This is a genomic window from Luteibacter anthropi (assembly GCF_011759365.1).
GTDB lineage: Bacteria > Pseudomonadota > Gammaproteobacteria > Xanthomonadales > Rhodanobacteraceae > Luteibacter > Luteibacter anthropi.
In genome coordinates, this window is sequence record NZ_JAARLZ010000006.1 from 233,127 (window position 1) to 253,769 (window position 20,643).

Here is a 20,643-nt window from a genome sequence, read left to right on the forward strand (position 1 = left end):
TCAGCGATTCCAATCCAGGATAGCCGCCATGGCACAAACGGGACGACCGCTCTCACCCCACCTGCAGGTCTACAAATGGCAAGTGCAGATGGCCACCTCCATCCTGCATCGCGCCACCGGCATCATCCTTGCCGTCGGTAGCCTGCTCATCGTCTGGGGCCTTGCCGCCCTCGCTGCCGGCGAAGAGGCTTACGCCACCTTCACCGCCTGCGCCTCGAACCCGCTGGGCCTGATCGTCCTGGTCGGCTGGACCCTCGCGTTCTTCTACCACCTGTCCAACGGCATCCGCCACCTGGTGCAGGACACAGGTAAGGGCTACGCCATCTCCAGCTTCGTCCGCTCCAGCTGGATCTCGGTCATCGCGGCCATCGTGCTCACCGTCATCGTCTGGGCCTTCGTGCTCACCGGAGGCCACGCATGAGCAAGGACCTGCGCAACCCGCTCGCCCGCGCCCGCGGCCTCGGTTCCGCGAAGGACGGCGTCCACCACTGGATGCTCCAGCGCGTCACCGCGCTCGCCCTCGTGTTCCTTACTGTATGGTTCCTCATCATGGTGCTCGGCCTGCTGCACGCCGACTACGCCACGGCCAGCGCCACGGTGGCCAAGCCCTGGAACGCGGTGCTGCTGATCGCCTTCGTGGTGACGGCCTTCCGCCATGCGGTGCTCGGCCTTCAGGTCGTCATCGAGGACTACGTCCACACGCGCTGGCTCGAAGTGGGCTCGCTCATCGTCATCAAGTTCATCGCCGTACTCGCCGCGCTCATGGGCGTGCTGGCCGTGCTGCGCATCGCGCTCGGAAGCTGATCAATGGAAGCCTACAAGGTCCAACAACACAAGTACGACGTGATCGTGGTCGGCGCCGGTGGCGCAGGCCTGCGCGCCACCTTCGGCCTGGCCGAGAAGGGCCTCAAGGCCGCCTGTATCACCAAGGTGTTCCCGACCCGCTCGCACACCGTGGCGGCGCAGGGTGGCATCTCGGCGGCGCTCGGCAACATGGGCGAAGACGACTGGCGCTTCCACTTCTACGACACGATCAAGGGTTCCGACTGGCTCGGTGACCAGGACGCCATCGAGTACATGTGCCGTGAGGCCATCCCGGCCATCATCGAGCTCGAACACTATGGCGTGCCGTTCTCGCGTACCGAGGAAGGCAAGATCTACCAGCGTCCGTTCGGTGGCATGACCACCCACTACGGCAAGGGCACCGCGCAGCGCACCTGCGCCGCGGCCGACCGTACGGGTCACGCGATCCTGCACACGCTCTACCAGCAGGCGCTGGCGCACGACGCCACGTTCTTCATCGAATACTTCGCCATCGACCTCATCTTCGACAAGGACGGCGTCTGCCGTGGTGTCCTTGCACTCGATATGAACGAAGGCACGCTGCACCTGTTCCGCGGCCACGCCGTGGTCATGGCTACCGGCGGTTACGGCCGTGCGTACTTCAGCGCCACCTCGGCCCATACCTGCACGGGTGACGGCGGCGGCATGGTGCTGCGCGCAGGCCTGCCGCTGCAGGACATGGAGTTCGTGCAGTTCCACCCGACCGGCATCTACGGTGCAGGCTGCCTCATCACCGAGGGCGTGCGTGGCGAGGGTGGTTACCTCACCAACTCCGAAGGCGAGCGCTTCATGGAGCGCTATGCCCCGAACGCCAAGGACCTCGCCTCGCGCGACGTCGTCAGCCGCGCCATGACCATCGAAATCCGCGAAGGCCGTGGCGTGGGTCCCAACAAGGACCACATCCACCTGAACCTGATGCACCTCGGTCCCGAGGTCATTCACGAGCGCCTTCCGGGTATCGCCGAGTCCGCGCGCATCTTCGCGGGCGTCGACGTCACCAAGGAGCCGATCCCGGTGCTGCCGACCGTCCACTACAACATGGGCGGCATCCCCACCAACTATCACGGCGAAGTGGTCACCAAGCGTGACGACAACCCGGATTCCGTGGTGCCGGGCCTGTTCGCCATCGGCGAAGCGGCCTGCGTGTCGGTGCATGGCGCCAACCGCCTGGGTTCCAACTCGCTGCTCGACCTGGTGGTCTTCGGTCGTGCGGTGGCCAACCGCTGCGCCGAGGTCGTGAAGCCCGGTACGCCGCATCCCGACCTGCCGGCCAATGCGCTGGACAAGGTGCTGGGTCGCTTCGACGCGCTGCGCAACGCCAACGGCAACACGCCGACGGCCGCTATCCGCGCCGAGATGCAGAAGACCATGCAGAACGACGCCGCCGTGTTCCGCACGGGCGAAACGCTGAAGGAAGGTTCGAGCAAGATTTCCGACGTGTTCTCGAAGTTCAACGACGTGAAGGTCACCGACCGTTCGCTGGTGTGGAACTCCGACCTCATCGAAACCCTCGAGCTGTCCAACCTGCTCGCCCAGGCCGTCGCCACCATGCACTCGGCCGAACAGCGTCCGGAGAGCCGCGGCGCCCACGCCCGCGAGGACTTCCCCGATCGTGACGACCACGAGTGGCAGAAGCACACGCTTGTGTGGATCGACGAGGAAGGCAAGTCCACCTTCGACTTCCGCCCGGTGCACATGTACACCCTGACGGACGACGTCGAAGTCGTGCCGCCGAAGAAGCGCGTTTACTGATACCGGACCGGAGAGGCAATCGTGGCAGAGTTCACGCTACCCAAGAATTCCAAGATTACGGCCGGCAAGCATTTCCCGGCGAAGGGCGCGAAGAATACGCGCACCTTCAAGATCTACCGCTGGACGCCGGATGACGGCAAGAACCCGCGCACCGACACGTACGAGGTGGATCTCGACACGTGCGGCCCGATGGTTCTCGATGCCCTGCTGAAGATCAAGAACGAAATCGACTCGACCCTGTCGCTGCGTCGCTCGTGCCGCGAAGGCATCTGCGGCTCGTGCGCCATGAACATCCAGGGCACCAATACGCTGGCCTGCACGCGCTCCATCGAGGAGTGCGGCAGCGGCACGATCAGCATCTACCCGCTGCCGCACATGCCGGTGGTGAAGGATCTCGTGCCCGACCTGACGCACTTCTATGCGCAGTTCGCCTCGATCAAGCCATGGATCCGCACGCAGAGCCCGGCGCCCGCCGATAAGGAGCGCCTGCAGTCGCCGGAAGACCGCAAGAAGCTCGACGGTCTCTACGAGTGCATCCTCTGCGCCTGCTGCTCGACCTCGTGCCCGAGCTACTGGTGGAACGGCGACCGTTACCTCGGTCCGGCCATCCTGCTCCAGGCCTACCGCTGGATCGTGGACAGCCGCGACGAGGACACGGGCAACCGCCTTGAAGACCTCGAAGATCCGTTCAAGCTCTACCGCTGCCACACGATCATGAACTGCGCCCGCACCTGCCCGAAGGGTCTGAACCCGGCCAAGGCGATTGCGGAAATCAAGAAGCTGATCGTCCAGCGCCGCGGCGCCTGACGAGACGGGATGCCCGACATAACCCGGGCGCCTGCGTGTCATATGGGCCTCCGGCATAAACCGGGCGCCTGCGTGGCATATGGGCCTCCGGCATAACCCGGGCGCCTACGTGGCATATGGGCTTCCGGCATATCCGGGCGCCCGACGAAACATGTAGGAGCGCGCCTGCGCGCGACCGGTAGATACGATATATCCACATCCTCCGCGAGAATGTAGATCCACGTATCACCGGTCGCGCGCAGGCGCGCTCCTACAGGGAATTATCCGGGGCGCAGGTCCCCACACAGGCCTCCTATGGAAGACGCCCGCCTCAAACGCCTCCGCTGGCGCACCCGCCGCGGCACCCGCGAGCTCGACCGCCTGTTCGGCTGGTGGCTCGACGAGCGTTTCGCCCACGCAGGCGAACCGGTGCGGCTGGCATTCGATGAACTGCTCGACGTCCAGGATCCCGATCTCTGGGATTGGGTGATGGGTCATGCCCGTTCCCCACGGGACGACTGGCAGGCCATCATCGATGAGATCCGATCGCGGCATAACCTTTGATATCAGGCCTTCGGCCCGCCTCGCACTGATCCTGCGGGCGATCATCCTTGTCGCATCCCTGGCTCCACTGCTTTCCGGCCTTCCGTGGCTCCTGAAGGTGTCCCTCTGCGTGGCCCTGCTGTGCCATGGCGAATATCGCGTTCGCGGTGTCCGTGACTCGCCCCTGGCGCTGTTGGAATGGGCCTCGGACGGCGCCTGGGCCGTCATCGACCGTCATGGCGAGGCATTTCCGGCCGAACTGTCGGGCTCGCGCGTGGTCGGAACCCAGGTAGCGCTTCGGCTCCGCTGGCAGGGTCGTCGCACTACGGTTTTCCTGATGGGCGACAACTCCCACGCCGAGGATCGCCGCCGCCTGCGCGTGAGGCTGGGGCAGGGTCCAAGGCCTGCCGGGGCTTGAACGGCCGGGTGTGGCGACCTTGCCGGATGCGGCCGCATCGGGCAATCTGCCGCGCGGTGCGTGCCTTTCGTGGCGGCCCTCTCCCTACAAGGTGCTTTACGACAGGTATGTTCAGACCCCTCGAACTCTTCGTTGGCCTGCGCTACACGCGAGCCAAGCGACGCAACCAGTTCATCTCCTTCATTTCCACGGTCTCGATCATCTGCATCGCCATCAGCGTCACGGCGTTGATCACGGTGATGTCGGTGATGAACGGCTTCCAGTCCGAGCTGCGCACGCGCATCCTGGGCGCGGTCTCGCACGTCACCGTGTCGGGCATCGATGAAACGGTGCAGAACTGGCAGAAGGCGGTGGATACCGCGCGCAGCATCGGCCACGTGCGCGGTGCCGCTCCCTATGTCGAGATCCAGGCCTTCCTGCAGGCGCGCCGCTCCGGCGGTGCGCTGATCCGCGGCGTGGTGCCGTCGCTGGAGCCGCAGGTGTCCGATATCGACAAGCACATGGTCGAAGGCAGCATGGGCGACCTCACCGACCATAGCTGGAACATCGTGCTGGGTCGCGAGCTTGCCCTTTCGCTGGGCGTGAACAAGGGTGACAAGGTCACCGTGGTCGTGCCGCAGTTCACCGCCACGCCGATGGGCGCCATGCCCAAGCTGCGCAGCTTCACGGTCAGCGGCCTGTTCGAGCTGGGCATCCAGGAATACGACGCCAACCTGGCGCTCATCTCCATGCAGGACGCCGAACGTCTCAACGGCTTCGACGGCCCCACGGGTATCCGCCTGAAACTCGACGACCTGACCGAGGCCTTCCCGGTCGCCCAGCAGCTGGTCAACAAGCTGGGCCAGTCGTACCGCGTCGAAACCTGGATGGACACCCACGCCAACTTCTTCCGCGCGACCGAGATGGAAAAGAAGGTGATGTTCATCATCCTCTCGCTGATCGTGCTGGTGGCGGTGATCAACCTCATCTCGATGCTGATGATGCTGGTGACCGACAAGCAGGCCGACATCGCCATCCTGCGCACGCTGGGCTCCACGCCGCGCAGCATCATGGGCATGTTCATGGTGCAGGGCGTGCTCGTGGGCGTGGTGGGCATCTTCTTCGGCGTGGCGCTCGGTTGCCTGCTGTCCGCGAACCTGCCGGCCATCGTGAAGTGGGTGGAAGGCCTCACGGGGCGCCAGTTCCTCTCGCCCGACGTCTACTACATCAGCGAAGTGCCCAGCCAGCTGCTCTGGTCCGACGTGGGCTGGGTGGTGCTGGTGACCTTCCTCTTCTCGCTGCTTGCCACCCTTTACCCGGCATGGCGCGCCTCGCGCACGCAGCCCGCCCAGGCGCTTCGCTATGAATGATTCCAACGACATCGTCCTGCGCGCCACCGGTGTCGCCAAGGTCTACGAAGAGGGCGACCTGCGCACGGGCGTGCTCTCCAATGTGAACTTCAGCCTGCGCCGTGGCGAAACGCTTTCCATCGTGGGTGCGTCCGGTTCGGGCAAGTCCACCTTGCTGCACATCATCGGTGGTCTCGACACGCTTACTGCCGGTTCGGTCGAAGTGAATGGCCGCGTGCTGTCCGATCTGTCGGATGCCGAGCGCGGTCGCGAGCGCAATCGTTCGCTCGGCTTCATCTATCAGTTCCATCACTTGCTGCCCGAGTTCACGGCGCTCGAAAACGTCTGCATGCCGTTGTTGATCCGCGGTGTCGCGATTTCGCAGGCGCAGAAAGAGGCCACGGCACTGCTGGAACGCGTCGGCCTTGGCAGTCGCCTGCGCCACCGTCCGGCCGAGATGTCCGGCGGCGAGCGCCAGCGTTGCGCCGTGGCGCGTGCGCTGGTGACCCGTCCGGCCTGCGTGCTCGGTGACGAGCCCACGGGCAATCTTGACGAGGCCAATGCGGCGCACGTCTACGAGCTGATGCTGGAACTCAACCGCGAGATCGGCACCAGCTTCGTACTGGTCACCCATGATTCCCGCCTGGCCGGGAAGATGGACCGCACGCTGGAATTGTCGTCCGGCGAATTGCACGAGCGACGCTGAGTCGCTCCCGGCGGGGTGACCCCGGTCAGATCGACCGGCCGGTCACCCGCTGTACGGCCGCGCGGCCGGCCGCATCGGCCAGCGCCACCACGGCGTAGTTGTGCCCGTCATGCGACCAGTAATCGGCCAGCAGGCCGTCCTGCTCGCGCTCACCGCGCTGTAGCAGGTGTCGCGCGGCACCCGGCGGACGCACATAGAAACTCACGGTATGCCCGGCGCCATCGTCGTAAAGCACCATGGCTGCCGGCCCCTGGTCCGTGGCGAACAGCCGGCCACCCATCGGGCGGAAGCCGGCGTCGGTGAGGTCCGGCAACTGCGCCGTAGGGCCTACACGACCTGCCACCCAGGCTCGCAGGTCGTTCTCGTTGCCCGTGGTGATGTCCATGCCCAGCCCGTGGTCCACCGCCAGCAGGCGGTAGGCCTGCATGGCGTCGGCCATGGGTGCAACGGCGCCCCGGCCCATGCCGCGTGCCGACCAGCCTCCGATACCGCCCACCGCGAGGCAGAACACCAGTCCTGCCGCGATGGAAAGGCGTGACAGCCGGCGCTGGCGACGACGCGCACGGACCACGACCGGATCAAGCGCAGGCGAGGGCACCAGGTCGCCCGCAAGCAGGGCGCGCAGCTGCTGGGCATCCTGGCGCCATCCCTGCACCTCGGCGGCGCGCTCGGGATGGCGCGCGAGGTAACGCTCGACTTCGGCCCGCTCGGGGCCGTCGAGGTGACCGTCCACATAGGCGTGGATGTCGTGTTCGCTCGGAGGGGTCTGGGTCATTTCAGCAGTCGCAGGGATGGGGATTCGGTGGTGGTGCCCTCGCCAAGCTGGCGCAGGGCGCGGCGCGCGCGGGAAAGGCGCGACATGACGGTGCCGATGGGTACATGCAGGATATCGGCAACTTCCTGGTAACTCATGCCTTCGACGGTTACCCAGAGCAGCAGGCTGCGCTGCTCGACGGGGAGGGTGGCAAACGCGGCAAGGGTGGACTGGGCCACCGCCACGCGCTCGGCCGAAGGCCAGGTCGGTTCCTCGTCGGCCAGGGAGCCCAGGAAGCGCGCATGAAGGCTCGCCCGACGTTTTGAATCGAGGTAAATCCTGTACAAGATCGAAAACAGCCAGGCGCGCAGACTCTGCTCCTCGCGCCGGCTCGACCAGCGCGAGAGGGCCCGCTCCACGGTGGACTGGACCAGGTCGTCGGCGACGTTCGGGTCGCGGGCGAGCCACAGGGCGAAGCGCCGCAGACGCGGCAGCAGGGCGCGCAGTGCTTCGTCGATGGTCGGATCAGTCATGCCGGGGCCTCGGCCGTGGGCGGTACATGGAGGTATGACGCCTGCCACGAAGAATTATTCCCCGGGCAGGGAATAAATGTCGTGGACGTGCGTCCCACCCTGCAAGCCTCGCTGTGAGGACGGAGACAGACCATGCAAGACATCCCGTTGAGACATCGCCCACCACATCCGCTCTGGCGCTGGGCGCTGATTGGCGTTGCGGTAGCCGGATCGGCCGCTGCGTTCGGCTACGTGGGTGGCTGGCTGGCTCCCGACCGCCTCTCGCCCGATCGCCTCGTGGACTCCCTGCAGGCCAATGGCGGCGATCACCCCGGATACCGTCGCAACCACGCCAAAGGCGTTTGCGTGGCCGGGTATTTCGAATCAAGCGGCGCGCTCGTGCCGTATTCGTCGTCACCCCTGTTCCAGCCGGGCCGTACGCCGGTGGTGGGGCGCCTGGCCATACCGGGCGGCAACCCGTACGCCCCGGACAGCTCCGCACCCATCCGCAGCTTTGCGCTGCGCTTCGACCTGGCCGATGGCGAGCAGTGGCGCACGGGCATGAACGCCATGCCAGTGTTCCCCGTGTCCACGCCCGAAGCGTTCTACGAGCTCCAGCTGGCGAGCCATCCCCAGCCGGGTACGGGCAAGCCCGATCCGGAGAAGATGAAGGCCTTCTTTGCGACCCACCCTGAAACCACGCCTTTCCTGGCGTGGGTAAAGACGGCGCATCCCTCCGCCAGCTACGCCACCGAGACCTACAACAGCCTCAATGCGTTCTACCTGCGTGACGCAGGGGGCGTCCGTCATGCGGTGCGCTGGCGGGTGCAGCCCGAGGCCGCATCCACCGGCGACGGTGGCCCGGCGGCGGGCGACACCGACTACCTCGCAAACGACCTGCGCCAGCGCCTCAAGGCCGGTCCGCTGCGATGGAAGCTGCTGATGACCTTTGCCGCCGCAGGCGATCCGGTGAACGATGCCGCCAGCGTGTGGCCGGATGGTCGCCAGGAAGTCGATGCGGGCACGGTGGTGATCGACAGCGAGCAGGCCCAGGACAGCGGTGCCTGTCGCGATGTCAATTACGATCCCACCATCCTGCCGCGAGGCATCGAAGTCTCGGACGACCCCCTGCTGGCCGCGCGATCCGCGGCATACGCGGAGTCCTACCTCAGACGAACGTCAGAGGAGGGCCACCTGCCGGGCACGGCAGCCCCGAAGGAGGCTGCGCGATGAACGGCCAGCCGATGTTCCACCCGTTTGCTCGAGTGATTCATTGGCTGATGGCCGCCATGATCCTGGCCATGCTCTTCATCGGGGCAGGGATGGTCAGCACGGTGTCGGAGAAGCACCAATGGCTCGTGGGCATCCACAAGCCGCTGGGCATCGCCGTCTTCGTGCTGGCGCTGGTCAGGCTCGGGTTCCGCCTCACCCATCCGGCGCCGCCGCTGCCGGCCGATCTGCCGCTATGGCAGAAACTGGCTGCTCACGCCTCCCACTGGCTGCTCTACGCCTTGATGCTTGCCATGCCGCTGATCGGCTGGGGCATGCTCTCGGCAGGTGGCTATCCGGTAACGCTGGGTGCGGGGCTGCAACTGCCGGCGATCCTGCCTGCCGATGCGACGCTGTTCGCCTGGTTACGTGAATCGCACCGCTATCTCGCGTGGCTGTTCTTCCTCACCTTCCTGGCCCATATGGGCGCAGCCCTCATGCACGGGCTGATCCGCAGGGATGGCGTGCTGCGGAGCATGACGGGCGGCGGTCGCGACTGACCTTGCGGGGCGACAAGGCGGTGTGCGCCCGGCACAATGCCGGGATGCGCATCGCCTTCGTCGCCCTCGTTTCCCTGCTGGCCGGATGCCGCTCGCTCGGCTATTACGCGCACGTGGCGAACGGGCAGGCATCGCTGATCGTGCATCGCCGCGCCATCGATGCCGTGGTGGCCGATCCGAAGACCCCTGAAACCACGCGCCGGCGGCTGGAGCTGGCACGCGAGGCGCGCCGCTTTGCATCCGCGCATCTCGACCTGCCGGACAACCGCAGCTACACCTACTACGTGGCGCTCGACCGCCCCTGGGTGGCCTGGAACGTCTTCGCCACGCCCGAACTTTCCGTGGCACCGGTGACGCACTGCTTTCCCATCGCAGGATGCGTGGCGTATCGCGGCTATTTCCGCAAGGAACTGGCTGACCGCGAGGCGACCCGTGAAGCCGCAATGGGTCACGACGTGACGGTCGGCGAGGTACCGGCGTATTCGACGCTGGGCTGGTTCGCCGATCCCGTGCTGAGCAGCATGCTCCGCTGGGACGACGACACGCTTGCCGGCACCATCTTCCATGAGCTGGCTCACCAGAAGATCTACGTGAAGAACGACTCGTCGTTCAACGAGTCGTATGCCAACTTCGTGGAAGATGAAGGCGTGCGCGAGTGGCGTGCTGCGAAAGGATTACCTGCGCCGGACGACAAAGGCGAGGCGCTGGATCGCGAATTCACCACCCAGGTGCTCGCCCTGCGCGACCGCCTGAAAGTCATCTACGAAGGGCAGGGCAGCGATGCCGGCAAACGGTTGGCCAAGGCAGAGGAGTTCGAGGATTTTCGCGGACGTTACCTCGCCTGGCGCGATGGCGAGGCCGGTGGCGACCGTCGCTACGACCGCTGGATGTCGCGCCCGCTGAACAATGCGCGCCTGCTGCCCTTTGGCCTCTATGACACCTGGAAGCCGTCCTTCGCCAGGCTTTTTGCGGAAACGGGGCGCGACTGGCCTGCGTTCTTTGCCGCGGTACGGCGTCTGGCCGACCTTCCGCCCGCGGAGCGGACCCGGGAGCTGGAGCGGCTCCGCGGCAAGGCTCCGCCGGAAGTCAAGGGTTAACCGGTCGCCGGCGTTCGCACAGGGAAACACAGCGTTCGGAGCGGTCCGTTTCCCGAGCGGGCAAGCGTTGTATGGTGAACCATTGCATCGGCGAGGTTCATGCCATGTCCCTGGTTCAATCGTGGCTGCGAGTGCGCTTCTGGAAGCGCGTCGCAGCCGGTTTCGTGCTCGGCGCGCTGGCCGGGTGGCTGCTGGGTCCGCAGGCCGCCACGTGGTTCGGCCCGCTCGGCACGCTCTACGTCACCCTGATCAAGATGATCGCGGTGCCGCTGGTGTTTTTCGCCGTGCTGCACAGTGTTTCCAGCCTGCACGGCGTCAAGGACGTCGCGGCGCTGGGCTCGCGTACCTTCCTGTGGTTCGCCACCACGGCCACCCTCGCGGTGCTGGTGGGTTTGCTGGTGGCGCATGTCACCCAGCCGGGGCTGGGCGTGGAAGGCCTCACGGCACCCGTGGATTGGAAACCGCGCGAGGTGCCCGAGCCGGTGAAGGTGTTGCTTGATATCGTGCCCGCCAATCCGTTCAAGGCGCTGTCCGAAGGCAAGATCCTCCAGGTGATTTTCTTCGCCGGCCTGCTGGGACTGGCGCTGGTGAAGATCGGTGAGAAATCCGCACGGCTGCGCGAACTCGCCAACGAAGCGAACGACGGCATGATCCAGGTCACCCGTTTCGTGCTTGAAGTCACCCCGCTGGGTACGTTCGGCCTGATCGCCGCGCTAGTAGGCAGCTATGGCTTCGAGAAGCTGTTGCCGCTGGCGTCGTTCGTCGGTGCGCTTTATCTCGCCTGCGCCTTGCAGATCGTGGTCGTCTACGGCGGCCTGCTGCTGTCGCATGGCCTTAATCCGTGGAAGTTCTTCCGTGCGGCGTTTCCTGCCATGCAGGTGGCTTTCACTTCGTCGTCGAGCTTCGCCGCCATGCCCATTGCGCTGCGCAGCGTAGTGCGCAATCTCGGCGTGAAGGAGGAATATGCCGCCTTCGCCGTACCGCTGGGCGCGAGCATCAAGATGGACGGTTGTGGTGCCATTTACCCGGCGATTTCCGCGGTATTCGTGGCGCAGTATTTCCACGTCGACCTGCAGCCGGCGCAATACCTGATCATCCTGCTGGCATCGGTGCTGGGTTCGTTCGGCACTGCCGGCGTGCCCGGCACGGCCACGGTCATGGTGACCCTGGTACTCAGCTCGGCGGGGCTGCCGCTGGAAGGCATCGGTTACCTGGTGGCGATCGATCGCATTCTCGACATGATGCGCACCATGACCAACGTCACCGGCCAGATGGTGGTACCCGTGCTGGTCGCACGCGAGCGCGGCATCCTCGACATGTCAATCTACAACCGCGCCTCCAGCGAACTAGCCACCGTGTAGGAGCGCGCCTGCGCGCGACCGGCATGGCCTCTGCGTTCGGGGCCAAGGTGTGCGTCTGCCGACGCGGTCGCGCGCGAGGCGCGCTCCTACAAATCACGGCCATGGGCGCCCGTCACCGTGTAGGAGCGCGCCTGCGCGCGACCGGCATGACCTCTGCGGCTGGGGCCGGGGTGTGCGTCTGCCGACGCGGTCGCGCGCGAGGCGCGCTCCTACAAATCACGGCCATGGGCATCCGTCACCGTGTAGGAGCGTGCTTGCGCGCGACCGACATGACCTCTGCGTTCGGGGCCGGGGTATGCGTCTGCCGACGCGGTCGCGCGCGAGGCGCGCTCCTACAAATCAGGGTCATGGGTGCCCGTCACCGTGTAGGAGCGTGCTTGCGCGCGACCGGCATGACCTCTGCGGTCGGGGCCGGGGTGTGCGTCTGCCGACGCGGTCGCGCGCGAGGCGCGCTCCTACAGGTTACGGTTTTGGTTTGTGGGTGGACATGTGTTTCAGGTAGGCCACGAGGTCGTCCAGGTCGGCGTCGGACAGCACCTCAGGGCGGAAGGCTGGCATTTTTGCCTGCGGCCAGTGGCGCAGATCCTGCGGATTACGGATCAGCTTGCGCAGGTAGCCTGCCTGGAGGTATTCGGTGGGGCTGTAGGGGATATTGAGGTCCGGGCCGAGCTTCGCATCGCCCTGGCCATTGAGCGTGTGGCAGGTGATGCAGTTGCGCTGGAACACGGCGAAACCGTGCTTCACCTTCGTACTGGCATTCGCTGCCGGATTCATCGCAGGAAAACGCTCAGCCGGCCCGGGCATCACCTTCACCGAGGCGATCTGGTACGGCCACTGTTCCGGTCCGATATTGCCGGCCTCCGGATGCAGCCAGACGAGGTAGAACGGCCCGGCACCGTGATCCTTGCCCTGTAGTTGCGGCCAGTGCGTGTCATCCGGTTCCACGGCCAGCCACGCCTCGGCGCCATGCCCATCCAGGATCAGCGCAGCGGGGATATCGGCGGCAAAGCCATCCTCCGCGACGAACTGGAGGTTGGCATCGACAGGCGTGCCTTCCAGCAAGGCCTTCATCGGCACGGCGCGATAGGTGCGGTCGTCGTGGTAGGAGACATCGCCCGTGACGCGGATATCGCGGGCATCGGCGCGCTTGAGCAGCTGGGCGGTGGTCAACGGCTTCGCGCCGTGGCCGGTGTCTACGGTGAGGGTGCCGGCGTGAGCCATGCCGGCAGCACACAAGGCGAGGAAAAGAGCAGTCAGGGCGCGCATTTCACGGTTCCTTCGTTGGCTGGCGGGTGACGATATGTCGCGTTACCCTCGATTATCTTCCCTGCGTCCCCATGTGGGAATGCCGACACGTTCACGGATTCCGTCATGGCCGATACCACCGTTCCCGAGTTCTTCGAGCGCTTCGCGATGCCCCGCATCACCAGCGCCGGGCTCGATGCCGATCTCGCGGCCGACGACAACCGCCTCGTCATCCTGTTCCTGTGGGGGCGCGATTGCCCCAACTGCGACATCGCCAAGCGGCAGATCCTGCTCACGCCGGAGCGCTTCCAGTGGCCCGAAGTGCGCTGGCTCAGCGACAACGTCTACGACGATCCGGCCATGGCGACCCGCTTCGGGTTGCACGGCATTCCTGCCTTCTTCGTGTTTCACCGGGGCAGGAAGCTCGGCAAGATCACCCCATGGCCGGGCACGGAACGCTTCGTCGAGGCCGTGGAAAAACAGATCCAGCTCACCGGCGCCAGCGCATGATTATCCAGTCGCTGCTCGACACCGACTTGTACAAATTCACCATGATGCAGGTGGTATTGCATCAGTACCCAGCGGCGCAGGTGGAATACCGTTTCCGTTGCCGCACGCCGGGCGTGGATCTCGCGCCACTGGTGGGCCGCATCCGCGAAGAGCTGGATCATCTGTGTTCGCTGCGTTTCGCGGACGATGAGCTGGCATATCTGCGCAGTCTGCGATTCATCGACAGCGACTTCGTGGATTTCCTGGGCCTGTTCCATCTCAACGCCAAGTACGTCACGGTGAAGCCCTCGGACGATGCGGCGGGGGAGATCGAGATCATCATCTCGGGGCCCTGGCTGCACACCATCATGTTCGAAGTGCCGCTGCTTGCCATCGTCAACGAGCTGTACTTCCGCAGCGTGCATCCGGATCTTTCCATGGACGAGGGCAGGGCACGGCTACGCGCGAAGATTGCACTACTTCGCGATACCCCGGGGTTCGGGAAGGTGCGTATTGCGGATTACGGCACGCGCAGGCGTTTCTCCCGCGCGTGGCACGAGGAAGCGCTGGGCATCATGGCGTCGGAGTGGGGCACGCAACTGGCGGGCACAAGCAACGTGTGGTTCGCGATGCGCAAGGGCCTGGTGCCTATCGGCAGCATGGCACATGAATACCTTCAGGCTTTCCAGTCGCTGGGGCCGCGCCTGCGTGATTCGCAGACGGCGGCATTGGAGGCATGGGCGCGCGAGTATCGAGGTGACCTGGGCATTGCCCTGTCGGATGTCTATGGCCTGGATGCTTTCCTGCGCGATTTCGATATGTACTTCTGCAAGCTTTTCGACGGCGCCCGCCACGATTCCGGCGACCCGTTCACCTGGGGTGACCGGGTGCTGGCGCATTACGAGACCAACAGGGTCGATCCGCGCACCAAGACGCTCGTATTCAGTGACGGCCTCACCATCCCGAGGGTGATGGAACTGTACAGACACTTCGAGGGCCGTTGCAACCTGTCGTTTGGCGTAGGCACGAACCTCACCAACGACGTGGGGCCGGATGCGCTGAACATCGTGATCAAGATGACCCGCTGCAATGGCCAGCCGGTGGCGAAGCTGTCGGATTCACCGGGAAAGAGCATGTGCGACGACCCCGAGTACATCGCTTATCTGCGTCGCGTCTTCGACCTGCCTGCCTCACACGTGTAGGAGCGCGCCTTGCGCGCGACCGGGGTGGCGAAAGCATTTCGGTGTTTCCGCAGAACCGGTCGCGCGCAAGCACGCTCCTACAGGGTGACGCCTCTCCAATGTCGCCCAATACACATGTAGGAGCGCGCCTGCGCGCGACCGGCACGGCGGTGACATTTCTGTGTTTTCGCCACCCCGGTCGCGCGCGAGGCGCGCTCCTACAGGGTGGGGCGTGGCCGATGCGATCGGCCATGGGTGCATCAGAAGGCCGGTAGCACGGCTCCGCCGTAGTTCTTCTCGATGAACGCCTTCACCTCGGGCGAAGTGAGCGCCTTGGCCAGCTTCTGGATGCGCGGATCGTCCTTGTTGTCGGCGCGCGTCACGAGGAAGTTCACGTACGGGGAATCCTTGTCCTCGATCAGCAGCGCATCTTTTACCGGATTGAGCTTGGCGGCCAGCGCATAGTTGGTGTTGATGAGCGCCAGATCCACCTCGCCGAGAACGCGCGGCAGCATGGCGGCTTCCAGTTCGCGGAACTTGAGGTTCTTCGGGTTGCTGGCCACATCCTTCAGCGTGGCAAGCCGATCGTTCGGGTTCTTCAGCGTGATCAACCCGTGTTTCGCAAGCAGCAGCAGTGCGCGGCTGTTGTTGCTGGGATCGTTCGGGATCACGACGTCGGCGCCATCGGGCAGCTGGTCGATCGAGGTGTATTTGCGCGAATACGCACCGAACGGCTCGATATGCACGCCCACCACCTTCACCAGATGGGTGCCGCGCTCCTTGTTGAAGGCGTCGAGGTAAGGTTCGGTCTGGAAGAAGTTCGCATCGATCTGCTTCTGGTCCACCTGCATGTTCGGCTGCACGTAGTCCGTGAACACCTTGATCTCCAGGTCCACCCCTTCCTTGGCAAGCAGGGGCTTGATCTCCTTGAGGATCTCGGCGTGCGGCACCGGCGTGGCCGCCACGGTGAGCGTGGCCACGGCGTCGGACTTGCCAGCGTCACCGCCGCCCGAACAGCCCGCCAGCAGCAGGGCGAGGGTGGCGGCAAGGGGCAGGAGAAGCTTCTTCATGGGGCGTCCGTGGCGAATGTTGCGGTGCGCCAGCATAGACGTCCATACCGCCGGATGCAAAAAGCCAGCGCGCATGCAGGAGCGCGCCTCGCGCGCGACCGGGTCCGCGAAATCTCCGAGGGGCGCCTCAGCGCCGGCTGTACCGCGCCACCAGCCGATCCCCCAGCATCTGCAACACCTGCACCAGCACGATCAGCAGCGCCACGGTGACCAGCATGTAATCCGGCTTGTAGCCGTTGTAACCGTACTGGTAGGCCAGTGCGCCCAGGCCGCCGGCCCCTACGATGCCACCCATGGCGGTATACCCGACCAGGGCCACGGCCGTGACCGTGGTGGCGGCGATGAGGCCCGGACGGGCCTCGGGCAGCAGCACGCGGGTGACGATCTGGCCCGTGGTGGCGCCCATCGCCTGGCTCGCCTCGATCACGCCGCGATCCACTTCGCGCAGCGCGGTTTCCACCAGGCGGGCGAAGAACGGCGCCGCGCCGATCACCAGCGGCACGATGGCGCCACGGATGCCGATGCTGACGCCCGTGATCGCCTGGGTGACCGGGATCAGCAGGATCATCAGGATGATGAAGGGAATGGAGCGCAGCACGTTCACCACCAGCGACAGCACGCCATAGAGCTTCGGTTGCGCGTGCAGCTGGCCGCGTGCCGTGAGGAACAGCCAGATGCCCAGGGGCAGGCCGAGCACCAGGGTGAACAGCAGCGAGCCGCCGAGCATCAGCAGGGTGTCGAGGCAGGCGCGGGCGATTTCCGGCCAGTCGATGTTGGGGAACAGGGTCTGCATGAGGTTCATCGGGCCACTTCCTCGATATCGACGCCGGCGCTGCGGATCTGGATGAGTGCGTCTTCCAGGCGTTCGCCATTCATCGCCAGGGTGAGCTGGCCGTAGGGCGTGTCCTTGATGCGGTCGATGCGACCGGACAGCAGGTTGTATTCGATGCCGGTATCGCGCACGACGCGGGACAGCAGCGGGGAATAGGTGGCATCGCCACGGAACGACAGCCGGAACAGCCGTCCCGGCACGCCCGGATAGTCGGGGCCGCTGCCTTCGCGGTGGTCCGCCTCGGCGACGAAGCGGCGTGTAGTGGGATGCTGGGGATGCAGGAACACATCGGCTACCGTGCCCATCTCGACGACATGACCGGCATCGAGCACCGCCACGCGGTCGCAGACGCGGCGGATCACGTCCATCTCGTGGGTGATGAGCACGATGGTGAGACCCAGCCGGCGGTTGATGTCGGCCAGCAGTTCCAGCACCGAGGCCGTGGTCTGCGGATCGAGCGCGCTGGTGGCCTCGTCGCAGAGGAGAATGGATGGCCGGCTGGCGAGTGCGCGCGCGATGCCGACGCGCTGCTTCTGGCCGCCAGACAACTGTGCCGGATACTTGCGTGCATGCGCGGAGAGGCCGACCAGGGCCAGCAGTTCATCCACCCGGCGCGCGATCTCGTCTTCGCCGATGCCGCCCTGGATGCGCAACGGGAAGGCGACGTTGTCGGCCACCGTGCGCGAGGACAGCAGGTTGAAATGCTGGAAGATCATGCCGATGCCCGCGCGCAGGCGGCGCAGTTCGGCACCCTCGGCGTGGGTGACATCACGACCGCCGATCAGCACCTGGCCCGAGGTGGGCCGCTCCAGCAGGTTGATCAGGCGAAGCATGGTCGACTTGCCGGCGCCCGAATGGCCGATGATGCCGAACACCTCGCCCTTGGTGATTTCCAGGTCGACGGGATGCAGCGCGGGAACGGGGGTTCCATCCACGCGGTAGGACTTGGAGGCGGCGGCGAAGCGGATCACGGTTCGGGTCTTTTGGCCGGAAAGGCGTCCATGGTAGCCGAAGCCGGTCCAAGGACGGCGGCGCGCGGCGTAGACTGTTGGCTATTCCATGGATAACGAGGACCGGCATGACCACCATCTACGACTTCTCCGCCCGCGACATCGACGGCAACGAACGCTCGCTGGCCGAATGGAAGGGCAAGGTGCTGCTGGTGGTCAACGTGGCCTCGAAGTGCGGCTTCACGCCCCAGTACAAGGGGCTGGAAGAACTCCAGCGCCACTACGCGGCGCAGGGCTTCGACGTGCTTGGCTTTCCCTGCGACCAGTTCGGCCACCAGGAGCCTGGCGACGAGGCGGAGATCCGCAATTTCTGTTCGCTCACCTATGACGTGAGCTTCCCGATGTTCGCCAAGATCGAGGTCAACGGCGAGCACGCGCACCCGCTGTACCGCTGGCTGAAGACCAGCAAGAAGGGGTTGCTCGGCACCGAGGGGATCAAGTGGAATTTCACCAAGTTCCTGGTGAATCGCGATGGTGAAGTGGTGGAGCGTTATGCGCCGACCGATACGCCGGAGAAGATCGGGAAGGATCTGCCGGAGTGGTTGAAGCCTTGATGGTGTCGTGGCGTTGCTTTGTTGGCCGGTCGCGTACGTACAGGTAAACGGGGCTTGGCCGGTCGCGCGCGAGGCGCGCTCCTACAAGGCACGGGTTACCTGTAGGAGCGCGCCTTGCGCGCGACCAGCCTGCATGAATCAAAGCCGCCCCTGCGCCTGCGCCAGCATCACCGCAATGGCATCCACCTCCGCCGACACCGGCAGCGCGCCATCACCCGGCCGGTAATTGTTGAGGATGATGGCAAACGCCAGCTTCTGGCCGCTGCGGGTGGTGACATAGCCCGCCAGCGCGTTCACGAAACTCATGCTGCCCGTCTTGGCCTGCAGGTTGCCCATGGCCGCCGTGTCGCGCATGCGGTTGGCCAGGGTGCCGTCCACGCCGGCCACGGGTAGCAGACCGCGCCACAAGGCAGACAAAGGCGAAGCGTCCATCAGCGTCAGCAGGCGCACCAGCGAACCCGCCGTGGTCAGGTCATGCCGGGACAGGCCCGTGCCCTCCACGAGCATTGTCGACGACGGCGCAATACCGCGTGCTTCGAGCCATGCGGACAGCGCTTTCGCCGCACGGTCTTCGGCACGGGGCAGCGCCGGATCAGGTGATGCAAGGCCCGTAAGCAGGAAAACGCTTTGCAGATACAGGTTCTGCGATCGCTTCAGGCCGGTACGGAGGATGTCCGCCACGCCAGGTGATGGAAACGATGCCAGCACGTTGCCCGACGGCGGCGGCACGGGCCAGCGCAGGCTGCGTGCCTCGCCATCGACACGTACACCCTGACGCTCCAGCGCCGCCTGGAGCCGGCGGGCCGCCGTGAGGGCGGGATCGGGCAGCGAGAGAGCCAGCCGCCGGGCTGGCGCCCCCTGCGTCACGCCACCCAGGACATGCACGGTGGCACTGCCGGGCTCGCGGTAGACCTGCAAGAGATCCGCCGGCTGCCCAGCCAGCGCGATGGCGGCATCGGCAGGCGTTACGCGTACGCCCTGCGCCGAGATATCCGCAACCATCGTGTTCTCGTCGATGTCGAGCGCGGCCGTCGAGGCGCCGAAATAGGCCTGGAGATCGTCCACCTCCCAGCCGCTGCCATGCGATGGCCCCGTGAACGCCGTATCGTCGCCCACGATGCCGCCGTCGATGCGCCGGATGCCCTGGGCAAGCACCTGCGCGGCAAGCGTATCGGCCCAGTCGGTGCCGCTCAGCGTCGGATCGCCGCGTCCGCGCAGGATCAGCGGTCCGTGCAGACGCCCTCGCGACACCTCGCCACCGGCCAGCACATCGGTATGCGTGCGGCCTTCGGGCCCCAGCCGGTCAAGCGCAAAGGCGGCCGTATAGAGTTTCGCGGTGGAGGCAGGCAACAACAGGCGCCCCGCGTCGTGCTCATACACCGTGTGACCGTCGTCCAGCGAGACCACGTCGATACCCCACGATGCCCCGGCAAAACGTGGCTGGGCCAGCTGGGTATCGATCTGGTCCTTCAGTGTCGCTGCGTGAACGGGCAGGGCGCAGCACAGGGCAAGCAGCAGGACGCCGCCGGCACGGGCGCGCCGGCTCAGCGCAGCCATGTGGGCTGGGCCTTGTCGAGAAAGGCCGAGAGCCCGTCCTGGCCCTCGGCGGACACGCGCAGCCGGGCGATCAGCGCGGCGTTGTCCGCGTCGATGGATTCCATGCCGGCCTCGGTCATGCCGCCCATGCCCAGCGCAAGGCGCTTGGCCTCGGCCTGGGCCACCGGACCGCCCTTGCCGAGCAGTGCGACGAGCCGGTCCACGGCACCATCGAGCTCATCGGCGGCCACGGTTTCGTGGACCAGTCCGATGGCCAGCGCCTGCGCAGCGGCGAAGATCTCGCCCGTGATGAACAAGCGGCGGGCCTGGCGCAGGCCGATGGCGCCGATCACATATGGCGAGATGACGGCCGGCACGAGGCCCAGCTTCACTTCGGAAAGGGCGAACTTCGCGCCTTCGGCGGCGATGGCGATGTCGCAGCAGGCCACGAGCCCCACGCCACCGCCGAAAGCCGCGCCATTGACGCGGGCGATGGTGGGCTTGGAAAGGAATTGCAGGCGGCGCATCAGTCGCGCCAGGCGCTGCGAATCCGCGCGGTTGTCGTCCTCGCTGGCCTGCGCCATGCCGCGCATCCAGTTCAGGTCCGCACCGGCGGAAAAACTTGCGCCTGCACCGGTCAGCACCACGGCACGCACGCCCGGATCGCGGTCCAGTTCGTCGATGGCGGCCGTGAGATCGGCGATGAGCGCGTCGTCGAAGGCGTTATGAACCTCCGGGCGGTTCATCGTGAGGCGGGCGACGTGGCCCGAACGGCTCAGCTCCACTGCGGACATGCGACGAACTCCATCAGGCGAAACACCCGATGATAATGGGTTGTCGGCGAAGGGCGATTCAGC

The 20,643-nt window shown here is 65.7% G+C and carries 23 protein-coding genes; 15 read left to right on the forward strand and 8 right to left on the reverse strand.

Going from position 1 to position 20,643, the window contains the following annotated elements; all coding sequences use genetic code 11:
- Positions 1 to 28 precede the first annotated feature (28 nt).
- The 8 genes from sdhC (at position 29) to lolD (ending at position 6,376) form a co-directional block, all read left to right on the forward strand.
- Entirely contained in the window at positions 29 to 421 is a 393-nt protein-coding gene (gene sdhC, locus HBF25_RS13050; protein WP_166949073.1) for a succinate dehydrogenase, cytochrome b556 subunit, read from the forward strand.
- Positions 418 to 804 carry a succinate dehydrogenase, hydrophobic membrane anchor protein gene (gene sdhD, locus HBF25_RS13055; RefSeq protein WP_166949074.1) on the forward strand — a complete coding sequence of 129 codons (387 nt, stop codon included), beginning with the start codon at positions 418 to 420 and terminating at the stop codon, positions 802 to 804. The genes sdhC and sdhD overlap by 4 nt, the downstream gene beginning before the upstream one ends.
- A gap of 3 nt (positions 805 to 807) precedes the next feature.
- Entirely contained in the window at positions 808 to 2,595 is a 1,788-nt protein-coding gene (gene sdhA / locus HBF25_RS13060; RefSeq protein WP_166949076.1) for a succinate dehydrogenase flavoprotein subunit, read from the forward strand.
- A 21-nt stretch (positions 2,596 to 2,616) separates the two neighbouring features.
- Positions 2,617 to 3,402 (forward strand): succinate dehydrogenase iron-sulfur subunit, encoded by a 786-nt coding sequence (locus HBF25_RS13065; protein ID WP_166949078.1) that lies wholly within the window; start codon positions 2,617 to 2,619, stop codon positions 3,400 to 3,402.
- Positions 3,403 to 3,696: 294 nt separating this feature from the next.
- Positions 3,697 to 3,945: an FAD assembly factor SdhE gene (locus HBF25_RS13070; RefSeq protein ID WP_166949079.1), complete on the forward strand. Its 249-nt coding sequence runs from the start codon at positions 3,697 to 3,699 to the stop codon at positions 3,943 to 3,945.
- On the forward strand, positions 3,917 to 4,342 hold the full coding sequence (locus tag HBF25_RS13075) for a hypothetical protein (protein WP_166949081.1): 426 nt from the start codon (positions 3,917 to 3,919) through the stop codon (positions 4,340 to 4,342). Before HBF25_RS13070 ends, HBF25_RS13075 begins: the two co-directional genes overlap by 29 nt.
- 107 nt (positions 4,343 to 4,449) lie before the next feature.
- A complete protein-coding gene (locus HBF25_RS13080; protein ID WP_166949082.1) occupies positions 4,450 to 5,691 on the forward strand; it encodes a lipoprotein-releasing ABC transporter permease subunit in 1,242 nt (413 codons plus the stop codon).
- Complete coding sequence (gene lolD / locus HBF25_RS13085; RefSeq protein WP_166949084.1) at positions 5,684 to 6,376, forward strand: lipoprotein-releasing ABC transporter ATP-binding protein LolD; 693 nt, start codon at positions 5,684 to 5,686, stop codon at positions 6,374 to 6,376. The genes HBF25_RS13080 and lolD overlap by 8 nt, the downstream gene beginning before the upstream one ends.
- Positions 6,377 to 6,401: 25 nt before the next feature.
- On the opposite strand, the gene HBF25_RS13090 is transcribed toward lolD, so the two are convergent.
- Both HBF25_RS13090 and HBF25_RS13095 read right to left on the reverse strand, forming a co-directional pair.
- A complete protein-coding gene (locus HBF25_RS13090; RefSeq protein ID WP_166949085.1) occupies positions 6,402 to 7,151 on the reverse strand; it encodes an anti-sigma factor family protein in 750 nt (249 codons plus the stop codon).
- Complete coding sequence (locus HBF25_RS13095; RefSeq protein ID WP_166949087.1) at positions 7,148 to 7,663, reverse strand: sigma-70 family RNA polymerase sigma factor; 516 nt, start codon at positions 7,661 to 7,663, stop codon at positions 7,148 to 7,150. Before HBF25_RS13095 ends, HBF25_RS13090 begins: the two co-directional genes overlap by 4 nt.
- Positions 7,664 to 7,795: 132 nt before the next feature.
- Here HBF25_RS13095 and HBF25_RS13100 point away from each other — a divergent pair, with 132 nt between their 5' ends.
- From HBF25_RS13100 to HBF25_RS13115, 4 genes are all read left to right on the forward strand, one after another.
- A complete protein-coding gene (locus HBF25_RS13100) occupies positions 7,796 to 8,875 on the forward strand; it encodes a catalase family peroxidase (RefSeq protein WP_166949089.1) in 1,080 nt (359 codons plus the stop codon).
- Positions 8,872 to 9,411: a cytochrome b gene (locus tag HBF25_RS13105; protein ID WP_166949090.1), complete on the forward strand. Its 540-nt coding sequence runs from the start codon at positions 8,872 to 8,874 to the stop codon at positions 9,409 to 9,411. Before HBF25_RS13100 ends, HBF25_RS13105 begins: the two co-directional genes overlap by 4 nt.
- Before the next feature lie 44 nt (positions 9,412 to 9,455).
- Positions 9,456 to 10,508 carry an aminopeptidase gene (locus HBF25_RS13110; protein ID WP_166949092.1) on the forward strand — a complete coding sequence of 351 codons (1,053 nt, stop codon included), beginning with the start codon at positions 9,456 to 9,458 and terminating at the stop codon, positions 10,506 to 10,508.
- Between the two features lie 104 nt (positions 10,509 to 10,612).
- Positions 10,613 to 11,869, forward strand: a complete 1,257-nt coding sequence (locus HBF25_RS13115; RefSeq protein ID WP_166949093.1) for a dicarboxylate/amino acid:cation symporter — start codon at positions 10,613 to 10,615, stop codon at positions 11,867 to 11,869.
- A gap of 462 nt (positions 11,870 to 12,331) precedes the next feature.
- On the opposite strand, the gene HBF25_RS13120 is transcribed toward HBF25_RS13115, so the two are convergent.
- Positions 12,332 to 13,135, reverse strand: coding sequence for a cytochrome c (locus HBF25_RS13120; protein ID WP_166949095.1), 804 nt, complete (start codon positions 13,133 to 13,135; stop codon positions 12,332 to 12,334).
- Between the two features lie 105 nt (positions 13,136 to 13,240).
- On the opposite strand from HBF25_RS13120, the gene HBF25_RS13125 reads away from it, so the two are divergent.
- Both HBF25_RS13125 and pncB read left to right on the forward strand, forming a co-directional pair.
- Complete coding sequence (locus HBF25_RS13125) at positions 13,241 to 13,624, forward strand: thioredoxin family protein (RefSeq protein ID WP_166949097.1); 384 nt, start codon at positions 13,241 to 13,243, stop codon at positions 13,622 to 13,624.
- Complete coding sequence (pncB, locus tag HBF25_RS13130) at positions 13,621 to 14,805, forward strand: nicotinate phosphoribosyltransferase (RefSeq protein WP_166949099.1); 1,185 nt, start codon at positions 13,621 to 13,623, stop codon at positions 14,803 to 14,805. The genes HBF25_RS13125 and pncB overlap by 4 nt, the downstream gene beginning before the upstream one ends.
- Before the next feature lie 239 nt (positions 14,806 to 15,044).
- Here pncB and HBF25_RS13135 read toward each other — a convergent pair whose 3' ends face one another.
- The 3 genes from HBF25_RS13135 to HBF25_RS13145 all read right to left on the reverse strand — a co-directional run bounded on the left by HBF25_RS13135 (position 15,045) and on the right by HBF25_RS13145 (position 17,657).
- Positions 15,045 to 15,854, reverse strand: a complete 810-nt coding sequence (locus HBF25_RS13135; RefSeq protein ID WP_166949101.1) for a MetQ/NlpA family ABC transporter substrate-binding protein — start codon at positions 15,852 to 15,854, stop codon at positions 15,045 to 15,047.
- A 127-nt stretch (positions 15,855 to 15,981) separates the two neighbouring features.
- Positions 15,982 to 16,656: a methionine ABC transporter permease gene (locus HBF25_RS13140; protein WP_166949103.1), complete on the reverse strand. Its 675-nt coding sequence runs from the start codon at positions 16,654 to 16,656 to the stop codon at positions 15,982 to 15,984.
- On the reverse strand, positions 16,653 to 17,657 hold the full coding sequence (locus HBF25_RS13145; protein WP_166949105.1) for an ATP-binding cassette domain-containing protein: 1,005 nt from the start codon (positions 17,655 to 17,657) through the stop codon (positions 16,653 to 16,655). Before HBF25_RS13145 ends, HBF25_RS13140 begins: the two co-directional genes overlap by 4 nt.
- A 107-nt stretch (positions 17,658 to 17,764) precedes the next feature.
- Here HBF25_RS13145 and HBF25_RS13150 point away from each other — a divergent pair, with 107 nt between their 5' ends.
- The gene (locus tag HBF25_RS13150; RefSeq protein WP_166949107.1) at positions 17,765 to 18,250 is read left to right on the forward strand and encodes a glutathione peroxidase; all 486 of its coding nucleotides are present in this window, start codon (positions 17,765 to 17,767) and stop codon (positions 18,248 to 18,250) included.
- Positions 18,251 to 18,388: 138 nt separating this feature from the next.
- Here HBF25_RS13150 and dacB read toward each other — a convergent pair whose 3' ends face one another.
- Both dacB and HBF25_RS13160 read right to left on the reverse strand, forming a co-directional pair.
- A complete protein-coding gene (gene dacB / locus HBF25_RS13155) occupies positions 18,389 to 19,807 on the reverse strand; it encodes a D-alanyl-D-alanine carboxypeptidase/D-alanyl-D-alanine endopeptidase (protein ID WP_166949109.1) in 1,419 nt (472 codons plus the stop codon).
- Complete coding sequence (locus HBF25_RS13160) at positions 19,795 to 20,580, reverse strand: enoyl-CoA hydratase/isomerase family protein (RefSeq protein WP_166949111.1); 786 nt, start codon at positions 20,578 to 20,580, stop codon at positions 19,795 to 19,797. The genes dacB and HBF25_RS13160 overlap by 13 nt, the downstream gene beginning before the upstream one ends.
- Between the last annotated feature and the right edge of the window lie 63 nt (positions 20,581 to 20,643).